19 protein-coding genes are annotated in these 18,752 nt (G+C 66.1%); 5 read left to right on the top strand and 14 right to left on the bottom strand.

The window, feature by feature from the left end; all coding sequences use genetic code 11:
* The first annotated feature begins 41 nt into the window (after positions 1 to 41).
* A complete protein-coding gene (locus tag NED97_RS14220; protein ID WP_252487678.1) occupies positions 42 to 356 on the top strand; it encodes an MTH1187 family thiamine-binding protein in 315 nt (104 codons plus the stop codon).
* 85 nt (positions 357 to 441) lie between these two features.
* Here the strand turns inward: NED97_RS14220 and NED97_RS14215 are convergent, their stop codons facing one another.
* From NED97_RS14215 to NED97_RS14205, 3 genes are all read right to left on the bottom strand, one after another.
* Positions 442 to 1,533: a thiamine ABC transporter substrate-binding protein gene (locus NED97_RS14215; RefSeq protein WP_252487677.1), complete on the bottom strand. Its 1,092-nt coding sequence runs from the start codon at positions 1,531 to 1,533 to the stop codon at positions 442 to 444.
* Between the two features lie 51 nt (positions 1,534 to 1,584).
* On the bottom strand, positions 1,585 to 3,369 hold the full coding sequence (locus tag NED97_RS14210) for an asparagine synthase-related protein (RefSeq protein ID WP_252487676.1): 1,785 nt from the start codon (positions 3,367 to 3,369) through the stop codon (positions 1,585 to 1,587).
* A gap of 229 nt (positions 3,370 to 3,598) precedes the next feature.
* A complete protein-coding gene (locus NED97_RS14205) occupies positions 3,599 to 4,123 on the bottom strand; it encodes a hypothetical protein (RefSeq protein ID WP_252487675.1) in 525 nt (174 codons plus the stop codon).
* A 155-nt stretch (positions 4,124 to 4,278) separates the two neighbouring features.
* On the opposite strand from NED97_RS14205, the gene NED97_RS14200 reads away from it, so the two are divergent.
* The gene (locus NED97_RS14200) at positions 4,279 to 4,539 is read left to right on the top strand and encodes a hypothetical protein (protein ID WP_252487674.1); all 261 of its coding nucleotides are present in this window, start codon (positions 4,279 to 4,281) and stop codon (positions 4,537 to 4,539) included.
* A gap of 13 nt (positions 4,540 to 4,552) precedes the next feature.
* Here NED97_RS14200 and NED97_RS14195 read toward each other — a convergent pair whose 3' ends face one another.
* The 5 genes from NED97_RS14195 to NED97_RS14175 form a co-directional block, all read right to left on the bottom strand.
* Positions 4,553 to 4,843, bottom strand: a complete 291-nt coding sequence (locus NED97_RS14195; protein WP_252487673.1) for a DUF6360 family protein — start codon at positions 4,841 to 4,843, stop codon at positions 4,553 to 4,555.
* A 31-nt stretch (positions 4,844 to 4,874) separates the two neighbouring features.
* On the bottom strand, positions 4,875 to 5,654 hold the full coding sequence (locus tag NED97_RS14190) for a cytochrome c biogenesis protein CcdA (protein WP_252487672.1): 780 nt from the start codon (positions 5,652 to 5,654) through the stop codon (positions 4,875 to 4,877).
* Between the two features lie 33 nt (positions 5,655 to 5,687).
* Entirely contained in the window at positions 5,688 to 6,284 is a 597-nt protein-coding gene (locus NED97_RS14185) for a TlpA family protein disulfide reductase (RefSeq protein WP_252487671.1), read from the bottom strand.
* Positions 6,285 to 6,352: 68 nt separating this feature from the next.
* A complete protein-coding gene (locus NED97_RS14180) occupies positions 6,353 to 8,131 on the bottom strand; it encodes a nitrite/sulfite reductase (RefSeq protein ID WP_252487670.1) in 1,779 nt (592 codons plus the stop codon).
* Positions 8,132 to 8,227: 96 nt separating this feature from the next.
* Positions 8,228 to 8,551: a hypothetical protein gene (locus tag NED97_RS14175; protein WP_252487669.1), complete on the bottom strand. Its 324-nt coding sequence runs from the start codon at positions 8,549 to 8,551 to the stop codon at positions 8,228 to 8,230.
* 306 nt (positions 8,552 to 8,857) lie between these two features.
* On the opposite strand from NED97_RS14175, the gene NED97_RS14170 reads away from it, so the two are divergent.
* Positions 8,858 to 9,925 carry an mRNA surveillance protein pelota gene (locus tag NED97_RS14170; protein WP_252487668.1) on the top strand — a complete coding sequence of 356 codons (1,068 nt, stop codon included), beginning with the start codon at positions 8,858 to 8,860 and terminating at the stop codon, positions 9,923 to 9,925.
* Positions 9,926 to 10,121: 196 nt separating this feature from the next.
* Here NED97_RS14170 and NED97_RS14165 read toward each other — a convergent pair whose 3' ends face one another.
* The 3 genes from NED97_RS14165 to NED97_RS14155 form a co-directional block, all read right to left on the bottom strand.
* Positions 10,122 to 10,484, bottom strand: a complete 363-nt coding sequence (locus NED97_RS14165) for a hypothetical protein (RefSeq protein WP_382206984.1) — start codon at positions 10,482 to 10,484, stop codon at positions 10,122 to 10,124.
* Between the two features lie 89 nt (positions 10,485 to 10,573).
* Positions 10,574 to 11,335 carry a TrmB family transcriptional regulator gene (locus NED97_RS14160; protein ID WP_252487667.1) on the bottom strand — a complete coding sequence of 254 codons (762 nt, stop codon included), beginning with the start codon at positions 11,333 to 11,335 and terminating at the stop codon, positions 10,574 to 10,576.
* Positions 11,332 to 14,634 carry an MMPL family transporter gene (locus NED97_RS14155; RefSeq protein WP_252487666.1) on the bottom strand — a complete coding sequence of 1,101 codons (3,303 nt, stop codon included), beginning with the start codon at positions 14,632 to 14,634 and terminating at the stop codon, positions 11,332 to 11,334. The genes NED97_RS14160 and NED97_RS14155 overlap by 4 nt, the downstream gene beginning before the upstream one ends.
* Positions 14,635 to 14,885: 251 nt before the next feature.
* On the opposite strand from NED97_RS14155, the gene NED97_RS14150 reads away from it, so the two are divergent.
* Positions 14,886 to 15,335, top strand: coding sequence for an ester cyclase (locus NED97_RS14150; protein WP_252487665.1), 450 nt, complete (start codon positions 14,886 to 14,888; stop codon positions 15,333 to 15,335).
* Positions 15,336 to 15,427: 92 nt separating this feature from the next.
* On the opposite strand, the gene NED97_RS14145 is transcribed toward NED97_RS14150, so the two are convergent.
* Both NED97_RS14145 and NED97_RS14140 read right to left on the bottom strand, forming a co-directional pair.
* A complete protein-coding gene (locus tag NED97_RS14145) occupies positions 15,428 to 15,673 on the bottom strand; it encodes a hypothetical protein (protein ID WP_252487664.1) in 246 nt (81 codons plus the stop codon).
* Between the two features lie 140 nt (positions 15,674 to 15,813).
* On the bottom strand, positions 15,814 to 16,548 hold the full coding sequence (locus tag NED97_RS14140) for an MBL fold metallo-hydrolase (RefSeq protein WP_252487663.1): 735 nt from the start codon (positions 16,546 to 16,548) through the stop codon (positions 15,814 to 15,816).
* Between the two features lie 93 nt (positions 16,549 to 16,641).
* Here NED97_RS14140 and NED97_RS14135 point away from each other — a divergent pair, with 93 nt between their 5' ends.
* Positions 16,642 to 17,703 carry a zinc-dependent alcohol dehydrogenase family protein gene (locus NED97_RS14135; RefSeq protein WP_252487662.1) on the top strand — a complete coding sequence of 354 codons (1,062 nt, stop codon included), beginning with the start codon at positions 16,642 to 16,644 and terminating at the stop codon, positions 17,701 to 17,703.
* Between the two features lie 62 nt (positions 17,704 to 17,765).
* On the opposite strand, the gene NED97_RS14130 is transcribed toward NED97_RS14135, so the two are convergent.
* Positions 17,766 to 18,689: a hypothetical protein gene (locus NED97_RS14130; protein ID WP_252487661.1), complete on the bottom strand. Its 924-nt coding sequence runs from the start codon at positions 18,687 to 18,689 to the stop codon at positions 17,766 to 17,768.
* Positions 18,690 to 18,752: the final 63 nt, after the last annotated feature.

Genomic DNA, 18,752 nt, shown 5'->3' with positions numbered 1-18,752 from the left:
CGATCGAAATCTCTATCCGGCGACCGCGGGAACGGACGGCTATGACCGTCTTTGCACTCCTTCGCGTGACGCCGATCACCGGAGAGGACGTCACGGCGGACGTCGCGGCCGCCGTCGAGGCCCTCGAAGAGTACGACGTCGAGTACGAGACGTCGCCCATGGCGACGACCCTCGAGGCCGACGACGTCGAGGAACTGTTCGCGGCGTGCGCCGCCGCCCACCGGGCCGTCGACGCCGGCGAGGTACAGACGCTCGTCCAGGTCGACGACAAGCGCGAGAAGTCGATGTCCGCGAGCGACAAGGTCGACGCCGTCGAGACGGAACTCGGCCGCGAGGCCCGAAGCGACCGCGAGTGAAACGTAGACGCCGCTCCGGTCGCCTGCTGGCCCGCGGTGGCGATCCGTCCGTTCGCGTCGATCGAATGCACTGGTCGATCGGGACTCAGTAGTTACCGGCGACCGTCTGCTCCCACTCGTCGAGCCACCCGCTCAGATTGGCGTCGAGGTCCTCGTAGTCGAAGAACGGGGTGTCGTCGGGCACCTTGGCGTGCTCCTCGTACACCTCGGGGAGCTCCGTCTTCTCGTTGACCGGCCCGGTGACGTTCCGTTCGGCGATCACCGCCTGCACCTCGGGGTCGAGGACGAAGTCTATAAACTGGTTGGCCAGTTCGTTGTCGGTCCCGTCGGCGAAGCGGACCATGCCGGAGACGTTGGCGTAGGCCTGGTCGTTCAGCAACGACACCTGGTGTTTCTCGAGGTCGTTGTCGAAGCGATCGGCGTAGACGCGGTCGTTCGAGTAGGAGACGACGACCGGAATCTCGTCCTCTTCGAACTGCGCGTACACGTCGCTCCAGGAGTCGAGGACGCGCGCGTCGTTGTCCATCAGCTTCTCCCAGTACTCGAGGTAGCCGTCCTCGCCGAACCGGTCGATCGTCCACAGCAGGAACAACAGCCCGGTCGTCCCGCGCTGGGGGTTCGAGACGCCGATTTCGCCCTCGTACTCGGGACCGAGGAGATCCTCGAACGTCTCGGGGGTGTCGACGTTCCGACCGTCGTAGACGATCGCACAGTAGCTACTGTACGTCGGGATCACCCGGTCGTGCGGATCGAAGTAGTATTCCTCCTCGACGTCGGCGACGTTCTCGAGTGCGTCCTCGTCCGTCTCGGCGAAGAGGGGACCGTCCTCGACTTCCCGGTCCGCGCGGACGAGTTCGTGAGGACTGAGCCCCAGGTAGAGTTCGGGTTCGATCTCGGCGCCCTCGTTGTGGCGCTCGATGTAGTGATTCAGCTCCTGCTCGGGCGTCTGCCACTCGAATTCGACGTCGTAGCGCTCGGCGAACTCGTCGGCGATCCACTCGCCCGGACTGTCGCTCGGCGCGTCGACGAACGAGTTGTAGGTCGCGACTTTGAGGATGTCGTCCTCGTCGTCGGTAGAGCCCGTCGTTCCGCCGTTCTCCCCTTCCCGAGAGATACATCCAGCCAGACCGACTCCGGCGACCGCTGCACCCGACGTGAGAAACTTTCGCCGTCTCATTACCCAGTGGTCACAACCGGTGGTACGTAAGGGCCGCGTTTTCGATCGGGCTCAGTCGCGGTCCTCGATCGGTAGCTCGAGGGTCGAACCGTCCGGAACCGGCCCCGTCGGGTCCGCGATCCCGAGGCGGCCCGTCGCGGCCAGCGTTCGCAGCGCGTAGAGGTTCCGGAACGGCGGCAGTCGATCGAGCAGGTCGTCGTCGAGGATCTCGTACCACGACAGGGGATGACTTCCCGGTTCGCTCCAGGCCGACCGCGGCGCGAGAAACGGCGGCTCCCAGTCCCCGCCTCGCTCGGTGAACTGCCGAGTCGGTGTGTAGCGAACCAGCGCGAGGTGGCGATCGATCGGCGAGAGCGATCGGTCCGTCACCCCGACCCTGTCCCGAGGGACGTCCGCCGCGCGACGGTAGTACTCGAGCGCGAGATCCGCGTGCAGTCCCTTCCCTCGCCGCTGCTCGAGCGGTACTCGCTCCCAGGCGCGGACGTACGCGGGGTCCCACAGCGGGAGCCACCAGTCGAGGCCCGCGTCCTCGTACGCCCGGAGGTCGCCGTTCGTGAACGTCGCCATCCGTCCGCGCCATTCCCAGCGCTCGTAGGCCGCGGCCGCGCTCTCCGGATCGGTCACCGCGCCGGGATCGCGGTCGCCGAGCAGCCCCCGCCGAATACGCTCGCGGGCCGCCCGTTCGAACGTTGCGTCGTCCCAGTCCCACAGCGCGTAGTGGCGCTCGAGGACGTAGTCGGTCAGGGCCTCGAGCGACGGCTCGACCCGTTCTCTGTCGTCCGTATCGTCGACGTCGTCATCCGCGTCGACGGCCGGTCCGCAGCCGACGCTCGAGGACGGCGCGTCGTCGTCCCGCTCACCGGCGAACTGCGGAAGCCGCTCGCTCGGCGTCGCGACGGTGTGGCCGGGACAGTACAGCGCGTCCGTCGGTAGTCGCCCCTCGGCGACCAGTTGCCGGACCGCGGGCCACTCCGCGAGGAAGGGAAGGGCGTCGCCGCCGAACGCTCGCCGCCTGTACGCTCGTCCCGCCGGTCCGTGGTACCACTCGCGCCACGTCGACTCGTCGTAGTCACAGAACTCCCACCGGATTCCGAGTCGGGCCGCGATCTCCCTGCTCGCTTCGACGTCGGGGTGGCCGGAGCGACCGAACGTGAAGCCGATCACCTCGCGGCCGCGCTCGACGAGCGCCGACGCGAGCAGCCGGGAGTCGTAGCCGCCCGAGAGCGGGACGACGACGGGGCGGTCGCCGGCGACGCGCTCGAGCCGATCGAGCGCCGTCTCGAGAGCCGACTCGAGCCGCGCTCGCGACTGACCCGGAGATGCTCGAGACGCGTCCGGTCGCCGGTCGGCCGAGTTCGCCGGCCAGTAGTCGCGGTACGTGCGGCGAGTACTGCCCTCACTGCCGACGCGGACGACTTCTCCGGGCTGGGTCGAACGGACCCCCGACCAGATCGTTTCGGGTCCCGTCACGTACCGCGTGAGGAGAAATTCGCTCTCGGTGATCGGATCGTGACTCGCCTCGAGCGCGTCGCGGACGATCTGCCCTTGATCGGCGACGACCGTTCCCCGGGTGTCGTAGTACAGCGGGATCGAGCGGGCGCCGTCGGCGACGAGATGCGTCGCGTCCGGACCGCGGACGGCGGCGGCGAAAAAGCCCTCGAGCGTCGCCGCGACGGAGGCGACGGCCTCGAGGGTCGGCTCGTCGGTGCCCCGAGCGTCGGCGAACCGGGACGCGAGCGCGGAGCCCTCGAGCAGTCTCTCGCCCTCGAACGCGCGGCCGCGAACCGCGACGCCGTCCATCCGCGTCCAGCCGTCGGCCCGGAGCGCCGTCTGCATAGTCGTGCTTCCGGCGACGAGTATATAGGCTCGGCGCCTGGCGCCGCCTTTGCCGACCGATTCGTCGCCGGGCGGACGATCCAGATCGGAACGACGTTGAGTAGCCCCGTTCAACCGCGGAATCGGACGCTTGCGCGTCGAGTGTTGGCTCTAACTCGGCCGAAAACGAGTAGCAGGGTCTTGTGTCGGCGTCGAGCACCCGCGTTCCCTGTGAGGAGAATTCGAAGGGCTACTTCTGGTCACCGGGCGCACCGCTCTGACGCTCGACCTCGGTTTCCCAGTGGTGCATCGACTCGTCGTAGGACGTCCCGAGGGCGATCAGGAACCCGACGATCGCGGTCACGAGCGCGACGCTCCCGACGGCGACGACGGCGATCGAGAACAGCGGCCCCACCAGGACCTGAGCCGACGTCAGCAGCGAAACTGCCGTCACGGCGGCGATCAGCGTGAACAGGCGAGCCAGCCGGCCGGTGTCGAGCCCGGAACTGCTCTTCGTATCGGTGAAGTCGACGATTTCGCTCAGGATACCGTTGTACTCGCCACCGCGCGAGCCGTGACCGAGCGAGTGGATCGACTGGGCGACCCACACCCCAGCGGTGAAGTTGAGGAGGGCGACGAACGAGACCAGTCCCAGTTCGCCCTCGACGAACAGCCCCGCGACGATCGCACCGGCGAACGAGAGCGCCATGATCGCGTGGGTTACGAGCGATCGCTTGCCGAAGTCTTCGAGTCGAGCTATGTGTCCAAGATTCATACCACCGATAGGACCGTAGCGGTAATACCGAGCAAGCCTAACAACGACAATTGTTCGTGTACATTGGCGGTTTGCCCCGCTCCGAACTCCTCCCCGAGGCGAAGATTGCATCTGCCGGGACAGTGTCTTCCCCGCTTCGCACAGTGGAACACGGTATGGCTGAACTCGGTAGAGCGACCATCGTCTACGAAACGGCGTCCGGCGAGATCGAAAAGGCCACCGTCGACAACGACCACATCGCCTACTTCCAGGATCACTGGCTGTTCGAGTACGGGACCGACGACGACGGCAACGACGTCGTCCGGCGAGTCCCGAGCGAACGCGTCTACCACGTCGAGCGTTCCGTCGAGGAACTCGAGGAGACGTTCGACTCGACGGTCGACAAGGCGAAGGACAAACTCGAGGAGCTTCGGTGAGCGCCGCCCGCGCTTACTCTCGAACGCCGTCCGCCTGCTCGACGCGGGAGGCGTGTTTCTCGAGATCGGTCGCGATCGACCGCGCTTCGTCGGGCGTGAGCCGAATCTCCTCCATGTGTGCGGGGAGGTGGTCCTCGGTCATGTTGTCGAGTTCGAACTGGAGTCGGACGTAGTCCGGCTCTTCTCTGTCCGCCGTCGCGTTGACGACGGCGAGCGACTCGGTTTCGAAGTCGTGTCCCTTCGCGACGGCGTCGGCGAGATCGAGCGTCGTGTACGCGTTGACTTTCATCAGTCGGTCTGCCATCTGTCTAGTCCGATAGAGCGCTCGGGCGTACTTATACTGCCGGACGAACTGCGGGAGAGACGACTCGGAGAGCGCCGACCGACGGTATCGCCGCCGAACCGATCGGCGGTTCGAGACCGCCGGTTCCGGGACCGACCGAGAAGACGAACAGCAGGTAGTACAGCGACACGGCGAGAAGGACGAGGCCGACGAGACGGTTCAGGGGCGAACTGTGTCGGGCGAGCGTCCGCGTGACCCGCCGGCCGAACGACTGCGAGAGGAGCGCGAACGCGAGCAGGGGCGCGCCGATTCCCAGCCCGAACGCGAGAAAGCCGAGCACGACCTCCAGCTGCGAGTCGAACCGCGGAAAGGCGACCGTCGACCGAGCGAAAAACAGCGCGATCAACCCCGGGTTGCAGGGGATGACGATCGCGCCGAAGAAGAAGCCGTAGCCGAACGCCGACAGCGTCGGATACCTGTCGTGTGGCGGTTCGATCGTCGGAAACCGGGCGAAGCCGTTCGGCGCGACGACGAGCGCCGCGCCGACGACCGCTAACGTGCCGAAGGCGATCGGAGAAAGGCGCTGGACGGCGTCCGCGATCCCGGCACCGAGCACGATGGTCCACAGGAGTCCGACGACCGCCATGAACGCGATCACCCCGGCGACGACGAGGAGGCCGAGCACCGCTTCCGAAGTTCGCCGATCGCCGTCGCCGGCGGACACCAGGTACGCGACGAACGACGGGTACAGCGGAAGGACGCACGCGGCCGTAAGCGGCGTCGCGAGGCCGATCAGAAAGAACTCGAGCAGCGCGGTGACGGTCGATATCACGGGTTCCTCGGATCGGGTTCGACGGATCGCAACTCAACAGACCTCCGCGAGTATCGACTCGAGTTGATCGCCGTCGACGACTTTCTCGAGACTGTACACCTCGCCGTCCGGACAGACGAGGACCACCGGCGAGGCCGCGCTGACGGTCACGTCCTGGCCGAAGCTGTCGACGAGGCTGCCCGTGACCGGTTCCGGCGAGGTCCCGAACCGCCAGCCGAAGTCGTCTTCCTCCGCGTACTCCCGAATCTCGTCCGGGTCGTCGTTCGGATCGATCGTGAGGTCGACGATTTCGACGTCGCCCTCGGCCGTCGCGTAGAACTCGCCGAACTCGCGTTGCTGTGCGTGACAGACCGCACACCCCCGCGCGAACGTGTGGACCACCGCCGGCCGATCGAGGTCCGCGATGCGGAACTCCTCGTCCGTCGAGACGTCCACGAGCGAAGCGGTCCGCCAGGTTGCGTCTTCCGGGACGTCGACCGATTCGGGGTCCGCGTCCTCCTCGTCGTCCGATTCGCCTTCGGCGTCGTCACCGTCGTCGCCCGCACAGCCTGCGATCGCGACCAGCGCGCTCGCTCCCGCCGCCCGGAGCAGCCGCCGTCGATCGATCTCGCTGCGCTCGAGAGCAGTCATCTCGGTCGGAATTTCGAAAGACGTCATAACAACAGTTCTGGTCCGCGTCTATCGGACCCGGTGCCCGGTTAGTCGTCGGACGGGATCGGCGTTCCGTCCTCCTGTGCGGGGGCCGGACTCGCGTCGAGGTCGTCGTCCTCGGCGTAGGGATACCACGTCCGCTTCGTGTTGTGCATGAACGGATCGTCGTAGTCCGTCTCCTCCGGCTCGATCAGCTCGGCGAGTTCGTCGTCGTCCCGGTCGGCGACGAACTCCCGGAAGCTCTGCTCCTCGCTGTCGCGCGCCTCGGCGAAGTTCTCGAGCAGGTTCGCGATCGCACCGGGGACCTCGTCGGCCGGGATTCGTTCTGCGACCCAGGAGGCGAACTGCGGCTCCTCGCCGAGACCGCCGCCGAGGCCGATGTCGAGCGCCTCGACCGGCTCGCCGTTCTTGCGCGTCTTCATCCCGCGCAGGGAGACGTCGGCGATCTGGGGCTGGGCGCAGGAGGCCGTACAGCCCGAGAGGTGAACGTGGAAGTTCTCGACGCCCTCGGGGAGTTCGACGTTGTTCTTGAGCCAGCGGGCGTAGCGGACCTGGCGGTTCTTCGTCTCGACGATCGAGAGCGAACAGAACTCGGTGCCCGTACAGGCGATCGAGCCGCGCTGGAACGGGTGCGGATCGGGGCTGTACTTCTCGAGAACCGGCACCTCGCGCAGGTCGTCGACGCTCTCCTCGTCGACGTCGGTGAAGATGATGTTCTGGCGCTGGGTCAGTCGGACCTCGCCCGAGCCGTACTCGTCGGCCGCGTCGGCGAGATCGTAGGCTTCGTCGACGCCGATTCGGCCGACCAGGACGTTCAGTCCGACGTAGTAGTCGCCGTCGACCTGCTCGTGGACGCCGACGTGGTCGTGCTTGCCGTCGGCCTCACCCGCGTTGTACGAGTACGATTCGCGGAGGTCGTCGCCCGCGGTCTCGAGTTCGAAGTCGACGTACTCCTCCTGGAGCGTCTCACGAAGCTTCTCCGGCCCCCACTCGTCGACGAGGAACTTGATACGGGCGTTGTACCGGTTTTCGCGGTCGCCGTTGTCGCGGAACAGCGCCGAGATGCCGCCCGCGACGTCGACCGCCTGCTCCGGCGTGGCGAAGACGTCGATGTTGCGGGCGAAGCGCGGTTCGTTGCGCGAGAGGCCGCCCCCGACGCGAACGTTGTATCCCGTGACGGTCTCGCCGTCGATCTCCTTCTCGGCGGGTTCGAACGCGAGGTCGTTGATATCACCCTGACCGCAGCCCTCGTCGCAGCCGGTCACCGACACCTTCCACTTCCGGGGCAGGTTCGAGTGCGCCTCGTTCTGCTTGAACGTGTCGTGCAGTTCGGTCGCGAGAGCGTCGGCGTCAACGTGCTCGTGTTTATCCTTGCCGGCGACCGGACAGCCGACGATGTTTCGCCAGGAGTCGCCGCAGGCCTGGACCGTCGAGAGACCGACCTCCTCGAGTCGGTCGAAGATCTCGGGGACGTCTTCGATCCGGATCCAGTGCAGCTGAATCGCCTGTCGGGTCGTCACGTCGATCCAGCCGTTCCCGAACTCGGGATTCTCGGCCGGACCGCGGGAGAACTCGTCCGCGATCTCGACGATCTGCCGGAACTGTCCCGGCTCGAGGACGCCGCCAGGTGGGCCGATCCGCATCATGAAGTACGACTCCTGGCCGGCGCGCTGGTGGTACAGCCCGTACCACTTGAAGCGCTCGAACCAGGCGTCGTGTTCGTCGTCGGGGATCGCTTCCCAGCCTTCCTCGGCGAATCGTTCGATTTCCGCGCGAATATCGGTACCGTAGAGTTCGTCCTTCCACTGCTCGACGTCACTCGCCATTGATACCCGTTGTATGTACCGTCCGCATAAGCCCCTCGTTCTGTCGTCAGTTCTCCCCGGCTCTCGCGTATCCCGGCTATCTTTGCCACTACCGTTTCACTCGGTTTCGGGACCGGGCTCTACGATCGACTGGACGCCCTCGGGGCTGTACGGTTTGAACTCGCCGTCGACGATCCGACCGACGGGTAACCGCTCGATCGAGTCCTGCGTACCGCACTCGAGACACCGTCCGACCGTGTCCGCGACGACGACCGATCCGCTGACGTCGACGCCGAAGAATCCTTCCAGGAGGACGTACGCCGGTTCACACTCGCAAAACGAGCCGCGAGAGAGGGTCCAGACGTCGCTCACGCTCACCTGTCGGCTGTCGTTAACGCTGATCCACGCGCCGTCGTCGAGCGTTCGTACTGCGATCGTCATACGACCGTTTGGTCGGCGACGGGTCTCTGTCCGTTGACCCGGGCAATGCTTACCGGTGAGACGACGACGGTTCGAACGGAAACCGCTCGAGGGAATCAGGACGCCGCCGATAGCTCGAACCGAGATAGCCGCCATTCTTTCCGGTAAAGACGAGTGTCGACAGCCGGACCCGTTTCCGTCGCTCCTCGAGAAGCGGTTCGCCGTCGAACGCGCGGTTGCGAATCGAGATCGGAGTCCTACCGGACGAGTCGGCTCCGCAGTCCGCGAACAACAGCACCTTTTAGCCGCCCTCCCGGACTGACGGGTATGCAGATCAAAGACCGGGAACGGATCGAGGGCGGCCGCGAGCGCCTCACCGTCGTCCCCGAGAGCGTGGACGACCTCTGGCACCTCCAGTATGTCCTCGAGCCCGGCGACCGCGTCGCGGGCGACACGACCCGGCGGATCCAGCGCAACGACGATCAGATGCGCGACACGGGCGGCGAGCGCGAGCCCATGTGGGTCGCCATCGCCGTCGACGACATCGAGTTCCACAAGTTCGCCAACCGGCTGCGCGTCGGCGGCGAGATCGTCGCCTGTTCGCGGGAGGACCAGCTGGGCTTTCACCACACCCTGAACGTCGAGGAACGCGAGGAGCTGTCGATCGAGAAGCGGTTCAAACCGGACCAGGAGGCCCGCCTCGAGGAGGCCGAGGAGGCCACCGAGAACCCCGACGTCGCCATCGCGACCGTCGAGGAGGGGCAGGCCCACGTCCACACGGTCGCCCAGTACGGCACCGAGGAGCGAGCGACGATCACCGGCACGACGGGGAAAGGCGAGTACTCTCGCGGGCGATCGGAGCTGTTCGCAGAGCTCGCTAACGTGCTCGAGCGACAGGACGCCGACGCGATCATCCTCGCGGGTCCAGGCTTCACGAAGCAGGACGCCTACAAGTACATCGAACAGAACGAACCCGAGGTGGCAGAGCTGATCACGATGGTCGACACGGCCAGCGTCGGCGACCGCGGGGTCCACGAGGTACTCAAGCGCGGGGCCGTCGCCGACGTTCAGCAGGAGACCCGGATCGAGAGCGAGGCCGAGTACATCGACGACCTCACCCAGCGCATCGCGCAGGGGGCGAAAGCGGCGTACGGTCCGGAGGAAGTGAAGCAGGCCGCCGAGTACGGCGCGATCGAACGCCTGCTGGTGCTCGACGACCGACTCCGGAAGGAGCGCGGTCCCGACGGGGAGTGGGCCGTCGACATCGACCAACTCGTCCGCACGACCGAGCAGAAAGGCGGCGAGGTGACGGTGTTCTCGAGCGAGTTCCCGCCGGGCCAGCAGCTGTCGAATCTGGGCGGAATCGCGGCGCTACTTCGCTACCGGCTCGAGTGAACGCCCCGTTAAAAACTCTTCTTCGGACGGCATCGGTGGTGGAACAGCCGCTCGGTAGGACCGCGAACCGAGCGCGGTGGAAGAGAACTCCCACTGACGTGATCGAGGGACACCTCGACAGCAACGACTTCTCGGCTCGTCGCTTATCGACGATCGGTTCCGGTATCCGCCGCTGCGCCGCGCGCCTCGAAAACGACTAGTCGGCCGGTTGGTGGCCGTCGGACTGTGCGGGCTGTCGGTCCGTACGGGCGTTAGTCACCAGTTGGCGGCCCTGCTGAAATAGCTCCGTGACGAAGAGAACGATATTCCCGGGCCCCGTCCGCGATCGGGGCGAGCGATAGCACACGATCAGCGACCACATCGTTGCAACGCCCAGCGAGCCGAGTGCGGAGAAGGTCATTCCCATCGTCGCGTACGTAAACGCGTACACCGCACCGATCGTCATCGACGGGACGCTCGATCCGAGCGGGATTCGCGCAGTCGCATCTCGAATCGTCGGAGCGAGAAAGACGATCGAGAGGACGCTTCCGGCGAGAAACACGAGGTCTTGCCACATCATCAAAATCAATTACTCGGGGATGAGTAAAAGTTTCTCGGTGTGGCCCCAGGACGATAATCACCCCCGCCTGTCAGCGGAACGGTTCGTGCTCAATCTGTCGACTCGATCGTCTCGTCGCTCGCCTCGATGAGCTGGATCAGCACGGAGGCGAACAGCGAGTCCGCGCTCCAGATGGCGGTCTCGCTGCCGTCGTCGTCGACGACGCTCAGCAGCAGGCTGTCGTCGTCGACGAGAGCGATCCGGCCCGATCGCTGGTCGCTCTTGCGGTGTGGCGGCGGCGCGTTGACCGCCACGCCCTCGAGCGCGCCGAGCCGTTCGCGGACCGTTGCACTACTACTGACGACGCTGACGTCGACGCCGGCGGCGATGCGCTCCTCGAGCGCCTGCTCGATCTGGGGCGTGACGAGTTCCGGAAGCCGCGTCCCGAACACCAGCCGCCGGTTAGCCGCGGAGAGGATATCGGCGATGCGGTCGTCGACGCGGCTGCGTCCGCGGACCGTCCAGATGTCCTCCTGGGTCTCCTCGCCGTCGGGCTCCCGTTTGACCGCCGAGACGTAGTCGAACGCGCGGTCCCGCTCGCGCTCGAACCGATCCTCGAGCGTGTTCTGGGCCTCTTCGATACTTACCGGCCGGTAGCGGATGGGACTGGACTGCTGGACCTCGAGCAGCCCGCGCTCCTCGAGACTCTCGGCGACGCTGTACACCTGCGATCGGGGGACGTCCACCACGCGGGCGACGTCCCGGGCGGTCCCCGAGCCGATGCGATGCAGGCCGATGAACACCTTCGCCTCGTAGCTGGTGAGTCCCAGTCGCTCGAACGCCTCGAGCGCTTCGGCCTCGCTGGGTGTCATCGATCTTCACCTCCCTCGCTGGACGCTCCGTCGTCGGGAACTCCCCCGTCGCTCGCCGCCGGGGCTCTCGCCGGCGAGGACTCGAACGAGACGTCGGGACCGAAGTACCGCGTCCAGAGGACGAGCAGCGTCGGCAGGACGATCACGCTCGCCAGGAACGCGTAAACGATCGTCAGCGCGGTGATGACGCCGAACTGCTCGAGCGCGGGGAGGATGGCGAAGGCGAGCACGCCGAAGCCGCCGACGGTGGTCGCCGCGCTGCCGAGCAGCGCGCCGCCGGTGCCGGTCACCGTCGTGTGCATCGCGTCCCAGACCGAGCCCTGGCGCTCGAGTTCGAGCGTGTACCGGGCGCTCACGTGGATGCTGTAGGCGACGCCGAGACCGATCGTCAGGCTGGTGATCATCCCGGTCAGGACGTTAAAGGGCATCCCGATCAGGTACATCGTCCCGAGGATCCAGCTCACCGCGAGCGCGACCGGGAGCAGGGTGATGGCCCCGAGCGTCGCGCTGTTGCCCGTCAGCTTGTAGGCGCTCGTCAGGAACAGCAGACAGGCCACGAGCGTGATCAGCAGGCTCTCGAGCACCGTATCGAGCAGGTCCTGCTCGACGACGTGGCCGACGATCGGATCGCCGGTCGCCACGGCGGACCACGGTCCACCGCTCTCGAAGTCGGCGGCGAGCGCCCGCATCTCGTCGGTCGTGTCCTCGCTCGGCGCGTCGCCCCGGATCGAGACGATCATTCGAACGGCTTCGTACTCGCCATCGGCGGTTCGGTAGACGACGTCGCTCGCGGCCTCGGCGTCGACCTCGTACAGTTCGTCGTACAACTGTTCGACGTTCTGATCCGGGACGCCGTCGCCGTTCGTATCGGCCGCCTGGAACGACTCGTTGAACGACTCGTTCTCGGCTGCGACGCTCTCCATCGTCGCCAGCGGACTGCGGACGTCCGCCTCGCCGCTCGCCAGTACGTACACGACGTCGCTGTCGGCGGCGTCCGCCTCCGTGGCTTCGATCCGCTCGAGGGTGTCGTCGTCGGTCACGTCACCCCTGATCAGCAACTGCGCCTCCGAGTCCTGGCGCTGGAAGTTCTCGTCGACGTACTCGAGGTTCTCCTTCGCGGTGTACTCGCCGGGCTGGAACGGCTCGGGGAGGTTCTGGGTCCACGCCGGCGGACTGTCGGCGAGGAAGTCTTCGTCTTCGAAGCTGGTGTCGACCTGCGTCGCGCCGTAAACCCCGCCCGCGGTCACCAGCAGGACGGCGACGAGGACGACCAGCGGCGCCTTTCGGGCGGCGATCGCACCCACGGAGAGCGCGTCACCGAGTCGGCCGCCACCGGTGCCGAACGCCCGCTTGTGTCGATCGATGCCCCGGCCCTCGAGCCAGGAGTCGAACACCACCTTCGCGGCGGGGATCATCGCGCCGAAGACGATCAACGCCGCGAGGATACCGAACGCGCTGACGATCCCGAACTCGCGGATCGGGCCGATCGGACTGACGAGGTTCGAGAGGAAGCCGATCACCGTCGTCGCGGTCACCCAGACGAGTGCGACGCCGACGCCGGCGAGCGCGACGGTCATCGAGCCGCGGACGGTCCCGGAGACGCCGTCGTCCTCGCGCTGTTCTCGATGACGCATAAACACGTGAATCGCGTAGTCGATCGAGAGCCCGATCAACAGGACGGGGATGGCGACGAACATCTGGTTGAACGCGATCCCCGCCCAGCCCATGAAGCCGAACGTCCAGACCAGCACGGCGAGGACGCCCGCGACGCCGAGGACGATATCCAGCGGATCGCGGTAGGCGACCAGCAGTGCGACGACGACGAACGCGAGCGCGAGCGGGCCGACGATGGCGAGACTGTCTGCCATCGAGCGGTCGATCTCGTCGGTGATGAGACCCGCGCCGAAGACGAGCATCTCGTCGTCCTGGGACTGTGCGAGCTCCTGTAGCTCGAGCTGGCTCGCCGTGATCTCGTCGTCGCCGCCCTCAGGTCCCTGGAAGTCGCCGCCGTCGGTCAACTGCGTGACGAAGATCATCCGCGACTCGGCGCTCGTCGAACCGGGGTCGTAGTCGTTCGGCATCAGGCGAAGCGCCAGGTTGCCGCCCGCCCCATCGTCGTCGCCGAGGACGCTCGTGAGCGTCTCCTCGTACGTCGACTCGTTCATCGACTCGATCTGTTCGATCTGTTCGTCGATCGAAGGTGAGTCCGCGTTCTCGAGTTCTTCCTGGTCGGCCTCGAGCTGCTCGAAGTCGTCCTCGAGTGCTTCGCTCTCGGCTTCGAGCTGTTCGCTCTCTTCCTCGAGGGCCTCGCTCTCCCCCTCGAGCTGTTCGCTCTCTTCTTGCAGCGCCTCGCTCTCGGCTTCGAGCTGCGCGTACTCGTCCTCGAGGACACCCTGGGTCCCCTGCAGGAAGACCCCCTCCCGTTCCTCCTCGAGTTCCGCCAGGCCCTGCTCGTACTCCTCGTCGGAGATTTCACCGGCCTCGTTGGCCCGCTCGAGTTCGACGCGCTCCGACTGAATCGCACCGACGTCGTCCATCGCCTCGTCGTACTGCGCCGCCCGTTCGTCGGTCAGGTCGGCCGTCGCCTCCGCAAAGACGCTCTCGAGCTGTTCGTCGAGCTCAGCGGACCGCTGTTCGTACTCTTCGTCGGAGATCTCATCCGCATCGCGCGAGGCGTTCAGTTCGGCGTACTCCGTCTCGATCTCGACGGTCTCGTTCAGCCCGGCCTCGAGCTCCGCGGCGGTCCCGTCGAGCTCCTCGCTGCGCTGTTCGAGTTCCGCGCTTCGCTGCTCGAGTTCCTCACTCTGGGCTTCGAGTTCGGAACTGCGCTCTTCGAGTTCCTCGCTCCGGGCTTCGAGCTCTGCGCTCCGTTGCTCGAGGTCGGCGCCGCGTTCCTCGAGTTCGGCAGCTTGCTCCTCGCGGATCGCGGTCGTCGCCACGAGATTCTCGACGCCGACGATCGGATCGTCCTCGGCGAGCGTGGCGTTGATCGACTCGTTACTGCGAATCTCCTGCTGGAACTCGAGCGAGGAGACGAGCGACTCTTTCGTCAGGACGTTGTCACCCCTGACGATCAACTGGACGGTCGTCGTGTCCTCGGCGTCGTCCGTCGTGAAGTTCTCCTGGCTGTACTCGAGGGCCGCCCCCTCCTCCGAGTCGCTCTCGTACTGATCGAGCGACGAGTCGTCGTCGACCATCGGCATTCCCGCGCCGACCAGTGCGGTCGTCAACAGCAGCGCGAGCAGGACGATCTTCGCGTTCGCCGTGATCGCATTGGCGACGCGGTCGGGAAGGCTCACCGGGGATCACCCGGCGGGTTCGTCGGCGTGAGGGGCGGCGTCATCTGTTGTAAGGAGATTACTAACGGCTCGGGATATAGCTGTTGTTAGTTTGGTACTAACAGGTGTACTCGAGGGCTGTCGATCGCGGAGGCGCAGACCAGGTTTACAAGCCAGTTCGTCGTAGCTCTCCGAGCCGTTTCGAGGACTCGAGTCCGCGCGAGTAGCCGGTTGGACTCGGCAGAACACGATAACGAGGCGGCGAGAACTATATGACAACGAGAATCAACGAACTCGTCCGACGCGACCCGGAGGAGATCTGGACCGACGGAAACCTCGACGCGATCGACGACCTCTTCGCGGAATCGTTCGTCCTGCACGATCCGTCTTCGACCGGCGAACCGCGAGGACGTGACGATTACAGGGAGTACGTGGAGACCTACCGAGCGGCGTTTCCCGACCTGGAGTACGCGGTCGAGACCGTGATCGCCGAGGACGATATCGCCGCGTTACGGTACACCGCTCGGGGCACGCACGAGGGCGAACTTCTGGGGCTGGAGCCGACCGGCGAGCGCGTCTCGGTGTCGGGAATGGAGATGTACCGCGTCGAAGACGGACGGATCGTCGAAATGTGGACGAGTTACGACGCGCTCGGACTGTTCCAGGAACTGGGAGTCGTTCCGCCCCTCGAAGCGCTCGGCGAGGCGTCCGGATCGGACTGATCCTTTCCGATCGCTCGCGAGAGCCTCTCGTTCGGAGTGAGAACGGCAGTACCCGAGCGAACGTGACGCTGCGCGAGGTACCGTTCCTCCGTTCACCCGATCGTTTCTGCGTCGAGCACGCGAAGTGCCGGTTCGTGACACTCGCAGTTGCTCGTCGAACTGACCGGCATCACGTCGCCGTCACCGGTCACCCAGACGGCACAGACCGTCCCGCACCCCTCGCAGATCGCGACCGATTTCTCCCGCTCGTCAGCGGTCATCCGTCGGCCATCCGTGAGCGCCGTCCGTCGTTCTCGAGCGGCAGCGTGGGTACGTGACCGTCGGAACTGCTCGTCCACCCCTCGTCTCTGTTCTTCACGATACATCTCTCTACAGGATGGGGGTGTATTGAACGAAGCGACCGTCCCGGTGAGTTCAGACCGTTCATCACAATTATCGTGAATTTGACGGCGGGTTGTCGGTTTTGACCGATCGCCTCTCACTCGACGGAGATCGTCTTGAGATCCTCTGCGAACCGAACGTCGCCGTCGTAGTGGGAGCCGATCGACTCGAGCATCTCGTCGCGGCGTCCCTCGGTGTGCGGATAGAGATGCGTGAGATAGACGCGGCCGATCTCTCGGCCGGCCAGTTCGCGCCCGAGTGTCTCGGGAGTCGGGTGGTTCGAGACGTCGACGTCGTCGGGGAACGAACAGTCGTGGAGGAGGATCGCCGACCCCTCGGCGAAGTTCGCCAGGCCGGCGAACGCCTCGCTGTCGCCGCTGAAGGTGAACAGATCGCCGAAGCGGTAGGCCAGACAGGGCAGCGAGTGACGCGTCTCGTAGGCCGAAACCTCGAAGCCCGCGACCGAGAACTCCCCCGGAACGACCTCGCGGATCTGCAGGTCGAGTTTGCCCTGCATGTACTCGTGAACGGAGAGGAGGTCGTCGACGAGTGACTTGGTTCCCTGCGGACCGACGATCTCGAGGTGGTCCTCGCCGGCGAGCCAGCGGGCTTTCATCAGCGGCAGCAGGTCGGCGACGTGGTCGAGGTGGTGGTGCGTGAGCAGCACGGTCGAGACGTTCTCGTAGCCGACGCCGGACTGCTGGAGGCGGTGAAGGACGCCGGAGCCGCAGTCGACTAGCAGGGTTCGGCCGTCTTCCTGGACGAGGAGGCCGGTCTGGAAGCGTTCGCCGGTGGGCATCGCACTGCCCGTGCCGAGAAAGGTAACGCGCATACGCCTCTGTGTGACGTCCCTCCCGATAAGGCTGGCTGCTCGTCAGTCGCCGCGTCCGTCAACAGTTAACTCGCCGGCGCCGGAGCCGTACGTATGCGCGCTGCAGTACTCGAGGCCTACGGCGAACCGCTCGCGATTCGATCGATCGATCCGCCCAAACTCGCCGCACACGGCGTTATCGTCGACGTCGAGGCCTGCGGAATCTGTCGGAGCGACTGGCACGCCTGGCAGGGCCACGGCGAGTGGGCCGACGATCAGGTGTCGCTCGGACAGATCCTGGGCCACGAACCGGCGGGACGGGTCGCCCGCGTCGGCGACCGGGTCGACCGACTCGCGGTCGGCGACCGCGTCGCGATCCCGTTCAACCTCGGCGAGGGATCCTGTCCGCAGTGTCGAAACGGGCACGGAAACGTGTGCGAGGACGGCTACGCGCTGGGTTTCGAGGAGAGCGTCCCCGGCGCGTTCGCCGAGCAGGTCCACGTTCCGCACGCCGATTTCAACGCCGTCTCGCTCCCCGACGGCGTCTCCGCGGCAGACGCGGCCGCGCTCGGCTGTCGCTACGTCACGGCCTTCCACGCGCTGGCCCACCGGGCCGACCTCGAGGCCGGCGACTGGGTCGCCGTCCACGGCTGCGGTGGTCTCGGCCTCGCCGCCGTCCAGATCGCCAGTGCGCTCGGGGCGAACGTCGTGGCGGTCGACGTCCGCGATGAGCCGCTCTCGATGGCGGCCGACCTGGGCGCCGACGCGACGGCGAACGCGAGCGGCGAGGTCGACGTTCCGACCGAAATCGAGGCGGTGACTGAGGGGGGAGCCCACGCCTCCGTCGACGCCCTCGGCCGCGCGGAGACCTGCCGGAACAGCCTCGACTGTCTCCGCACTCGAGGAACCCACGTCCAGATCGGGCTGACCACCGCGGCCGAGCGCGGGGAGGTCTCGCTGCCGATCGACGAGATGACCCGCTGGGACGTCACCTTCGTCGGTTCCCGAGGAATGCCGCCCTCTCGATACGACGAACTCCTCCGAATGATCCAGTCGAGCAGACTCGAACCCGGGAACCTGGTGACCCGACGGGTCGGGCTCGAGGACGTCTCGGATCGGCTCGCGGCGATGTCCGAGTACGACACTCGAGGCGTCGAGGTGGTGACGGAGCTGTAGCGCCGACTCGCGGAACGAAACCGTTCGGCTCGCTCGGGAAGACGGGTGGACGCGAGCGCGGATTACTGGACTCGGTCGGATCTGGCTCGAGCGCGGATCGATCGATCCTCCGGGTTGAACAGGAACCGGTCGTACTTCTCGTCGTACGATCCCAGCAGCGGTTCGTAACTGGTCGCGTCGACCCCGATGGTGCGCGAGTCGTCCGTCGCCGCGTACTCGTCGGCGGCGTAGTTCGGATCGTAGGCGGTGAACGTCACGCCGTTATCGGTCACGTCGTAGTCGTAGAGGAGCACGTAGTGGCCCCTGAGTACGTTTTCGCCGGTGATCGTCACGCCCGCCGAACCGAACTCGTCGATCGTCGCACGAAGCTCGCGCGCCTGCGATCGGTAGTCTATCCACTCGGGTCGAAGGAGTACCCACCGCTGTAACCACGAGTCGGCGTTGAGAAACTGGCTCCGGTGGAACAGCTCGATATCGTCTCGCACGGGCGTCGAGGACCGATCATCGAGCGGGTCGTCCACGTGTGCGATCTCGTTCGCCGAATCGCGGTCGATGGGGAGGGCAGCCGGGTCCTCGAAGTACCACTGCGCCGCCGCCGCCATGCCGTAACAGTACCCCTTCGTTCCGAACAGCCGGTTAGCGTTCGCGTAGAGGCGGTCGACGATCGCTCCGATCCGGGGCTCGAGACGGCCGTTCAGCGCGACCGTCATCCGTCCTTGCAAACGGCCGTTCCAGTAGGCTAGCAGAGCGTCTCTGAGATCGCTTTTGGAAACGAACTCGGTCGGCTCCGGGGAGACGAACGTGCTCGAGTAGTTGTCGAACCCGAACCCGTTGACGGCCGGATCGAATCCGGATCCGCCGGCGATCGGGGCGGAATCGGAGTTCGAAGCCAACAGCCGGCGCTCTCGCGCCGCGGCGGACAGGACTCCCGCTCCGGCAAAGAGCGAGAGGCCGCAGAGCAGATGGCGACGAGTCAGTCCGGTCATGAGCTACTCAGGGGGCGTTTGCGTGAGTCGACCTGTCGGTCGCCCGAGTGCCGTCGAACCGCG

Origin of the sequence: Natronococcus sp. CG52 (assembly GCF_023913515.1) — an archaeon.
In the GTDB taxonomy this organism is placed as follows: domain Archaea; phylum Halobacteriota; class Halobacteria; order Halobacteriales; family Natrialbaceae; genus Natronococcus; species Natronococcus zhouii.
The sequence above is the reverse complement of the archived record's forward strand: the minus strand, read 5'-3'. Positions and strand labels throughout refer to the sequence as shown.